Annotated in this window: 3 protein-coding genes and 1 rRNA gene; 1 reads left to right on the forward strand and 3 read right to left on the reverse strand. The window is 36.5% G+C overall.

The features are described 5' to 3' along the window. The first annotated feature begins 774 nt into the window (after nucleotides 1-774). Complete coding sequence (locus AC6CHJ_RS16555) at nucleotides 775-942, forward strand: hypothetical protein (RefSeq protein ID WP_184117624.1); 168 nt, start codon at nucleotides 775-777, stop codon at nucleotides 940-942. An 80-nt stretch (nucleotides 943-1,022) separates the two neighbouring features. Here AC6CHJ_RS16555 and pabB read toward each other — a convergent pair whose 3' ends face one another. The 3 genes from pabB to rrf all read right to left on the reverse strand — a co-directional run bounded on the left by pabB (nucleotide 1,023) and on the right by rrf (nucleotide 3,715). Further along, the gene (gene pabB, locus AC6CHJ_RS16560) at nucleotides 1,023-2,771 is read right to left on the reverse strand and encodes an aminodeoxychorismate synthase component I (RefSeq protein ID WP_498289376.1); all 1,749 of its coding nucleotides are present in this window, start codon (nucleotides 2,769-2,771) and stop codon (nucleotides 1,023-1,025) included. Continuing rightward, nucleotides 2,759-3,352: an anthranilate synthase component II gene (locus AC6CHJ_RS16565; RefSeq protein ID WP_498289378.1), complete on the reverse strand. Its 594-nt coding sequence runs from the start codon at nucleotides 3,350-3,352 to the stop codon at nucleotides 2,759-2,761. The genes pabB and AC6CHJ_RS16565 overlap by 13 nt, the downstream gene beginning before the upstream one ends. A gap of 247 nt (nucleotides 3,353-3,599) precedes the next feature. Further along, a 5S ribosomal RNA gene (gene rrf / locus AC6CHJ_RS16570) occupies nucleotides 3,600-3,715 on the reverse strand. Between the last annotated feature and the right edge of the window lie 62 nt (nucleotides 3,716-3,777).

Raw genomic sequence — 3,777 nt, forward strand, 5'->3', positions numbered from 1 at the left:
GTTTAAGTTCTTTAGCGAACTTTTATATCTTATCATATCTTCAATGTCTTTGTCAACAACTTTTTTATTTCACTATAATTGTTTTAACAGCGACTCAATAATAATACCAGAACTAAACGAGTAAGTCAACGTTTTTATTCAAGTAAATTATTAACTATTAGATTGATAATGATCCGTCGTTTATTGCGACTTAAATATAATATTATATTTTTATATATAAGTCAATAACTAATTTACTTATTTTTTTCACCTCTACCTTCCTACAAACATCTATCATCTCTTTACGCTAACAAACAGCAGCTTATCATCTCTTTAAACCTATCAGCTAGTGCATTTTCATCAAAGGTATAACCTCTTTTTTATCTTTCATAATGGTAATACAATTCAACTTCAGGTCTTAAATCTCATGCGCTAAAACACATACAAAAAACTTCTAAATATAAATTCTAGTTTTTTATGTTTAACTTCTTGCCAAACAGGCTAAATTAACTTCACTAGTTAAATTCATCCTATATTTGGTAACTTACATGCTCCAAATTACTCTTTGATTTATCTACAAAAGACACCCGCAGTACTTTTACAGACGGAAAGTTAAAACAACATATAGTTTTTCACCATATAATCACACTAAAAAACGAATAACCCACTCTTCTTTTTCATAAGCTAGAGTCGGTATCATCAGCTAGATTACTTACTTGTCGTATAAATGCATCTTAGATGAATATTGGCCGGATTAATATTTCATTGGAATGTACAATCGAAAGGAGTTTTCTTATGCTAATCCAATCCTCTGAATGGCTACGTCTCCCAAAAGAAGAACGGTTATTATGCATTCGGTTAACTGTCTCAGAAAACCTCGAGCGTCAGCGCAAGCGTGCCTATGCCAAAGCAATGGCTAAGCGCATGAGTAACACTACTCACCTATATTCATCCATTTCATAAAATCACCAAGAGTGATGTACCTAAAAAAGCACAACTAAAAACTAGTTGTGCTTTTATTTTTATTTAATAAGTATTGAATTTCATATTAACGTGATTGGGACCCATTTCCTTACGCTGTTGATGAACCAGATATTCTGACACTTTTCTAGATCCTCAACTGTCAACGTTTTTTCTAACACTTTCCCCTCTTGTATCAAAGAATTGCGGAACGTGCCAGCAAGTAAGCCACTGCTTACAGGAGGTGTATAGTACGCATCATCCATTTCAACAACCAGATTGCCATTCGTAAATTCAGTTAGCTCCCCCTCTTTGTTCCATAGCAAAACATCAAATGAATCAGGATACTTTCTTTGAAACTCCTCATATACTTTACGATTTGTCGTTTTGTGATATAAAAATGCGTTGTCTTGATCTACTGGTTGATCTGCCAATTGACAATTGAAATCAGATACCTGCATCATTGGCTGCGATTCAATAATTGGCTCCCCTTTGCTATTGACCAATAAACGCACCTTGTAGTCTCCATTAGGAAAGGATTCCGCATGTACCAGCAAATCAGTACGAATACTTTCTATAGTTATACTATAGTTAAAGTATTTTGCAGAAGCCTTCAGTCTCTGTAAATGCTCATGCAGCAAAAAGTATTCCCCATCTGACAGTAAAAGACTTTCCAGTAAAGAAAAACGAGGGCGTTCTTCTTCGAGTAATAGCGCTTTTGCTATTACTTCGTCATATTCATCTTCAGCGGTTGAATCCCATGTGATACCTCCCCCTACACCATAAGTCGCTTTACCTGTTTCGTTCTCAATCAATACTGTTCTAATCGGAACATTGAATATGGCTTCCTTCTCTGGAGTGATATAACCGATTGTCCCGCAATAAACTTCACGAGGTGTCCCTTCCATCTCCTCTATAATTTCCATTGTCCTAATTTTGGGTGCACCCGTAATAGAACCACAAGGAAATAGCGCTTTAAATATATCTATAAGTGCTATATCTTTTTTAATTTCTGCTGTAATTGTAGAAGTCATTTGATGTACTGTTGGGTATCGTTCGATATCAAACAATTTCTCTACTTTCACTGTCCCTGTTTTTGCGACAACACTAAGGTCATTTCGCAGTAAATCGACAATCATCACATTTTCTGCTCTATTTTTATCAGAATGATACAACTCATCCGCCTTTGCTTCATCTTCAGCTGCCGTTTTTCCTCTTTTGATGGTCCCCTTCATCGGACGGGTTGTAAGCGTATTTCCTTTAAGCTGGAAAAATAGCTCAGGTGATGCGGATAATATGCTATAATCCCCCATTTGAAGATAGGCACAGTAATTAGACGATTGTGCTCTTCTCAATTTATCGAAGAATGCAAGATCGTCTCCCTTAAATGAAGAATGCAACCTTATCGTATAATTCGTTTGATATGTATCGCCATATTCAATGGATTCCTTAATCGATTTAATGGCAGCATGATATTCATCGACCGTGACAGATGGAACCCATTCGTTTAACGTATATTGTCCGGTGCTTTGTACTGTTTCTAATTGAGGCTCAGCATATATACCGAACCATAGTAATGGCATTTTACTTTCATTGTTTACTTTCATAGCTTTATCAAATGCCTGGGCAGCTTCATATGATAAATAGCCCGCTGCATAGAAGCCCTGGTCTACAGCTTTTTCCACTTCCATTAGACAAGCCATTACCTCCTCTACTGTAGTGGCACTTATTATTTTCATCGGATTTCGAAAAGTCAGCGGCTCTATCTTCCCATCACTGCCTGCAAATTCGAAGGATAAAAGAGGCTCTCTTTGTTCTTTTATTGTGTGCATAGTCTATTCCCTTTGATTTTATTTTTGAAAAAGTTACCTATCATTTGCTGGCCATGCTCAGTTAAGATTGCTTCAGGATGGAATTGTACCCCTTCCACAGGATATTGTTTATGACGAAGAGCCATAATTTCTCCATCTTCACTTGTAGCACTTATTTGCAAACAGTCGGGAAGTGTTTTTTCATCAACGATTAATGAATGATATCTTGCCACTTTAAGTGGCAAAGGAAGATTATCGAAAATCTCTTGGGCGTCATGCTGTATGGCTGAAACTTTACCATGCATAGGTTTTGCAGCTTTTTTTACAATTCCTCCAAATGCTTGGGCAATCGTTTGATGGCCTAGACAAACACCTAAAATCGGAATAGTTTGATAAAAGTTCTTTACCACTTCGAGACAAATCCCTGCTGTTGATGGATTCCCAGGTCCAGGTGAAATTAAAATGGCATCAGGTTTGATGGATGTTATTTCCTCAATCGTTACTTGGTCATTACGCAAAACCATTACTTCCTCACCAATGTTGCGAATATATTGTACGAGATTAAATGTAAACGAATCATAATTATCTATAATAAGAATCAATAGACAGTTCACCCCTTTATAGTTACATCAATTCTATTCTAAAGTGAAAATGTGCAGGATGAAAGAGGTAGGATTCAGAATGTTGAATGATCATTGCTAAACCATCATCTAAAGCAATTAAGGAGCACTGCATTTTAAATAGTTTTCTTTAACAATCAAAAATATAATATATGCTTTTTCAAAAGAGGTAGTAGTGAAAAAATTTTTCCACATAAAAAAGCACCGTACTATTGTACGGTGCTTGATTGCGAAGCGACGTCCTACTCTCACAGGGGGAAGCCCCCAACTACCATCGGCGCTAAAGAGCTTAACTTCCGTGTTCGACATGGGAACGGGTGTGACCTCTTTGCCATCATCACTCCACATATATGTAGAGATTTTGTTCTCTCAAAACTGGATAAACGAGAATTGAATGTTCTTAAGAA

The organism is Rummeliibacillus sp. GQ308, assembly GCF_059759115.1.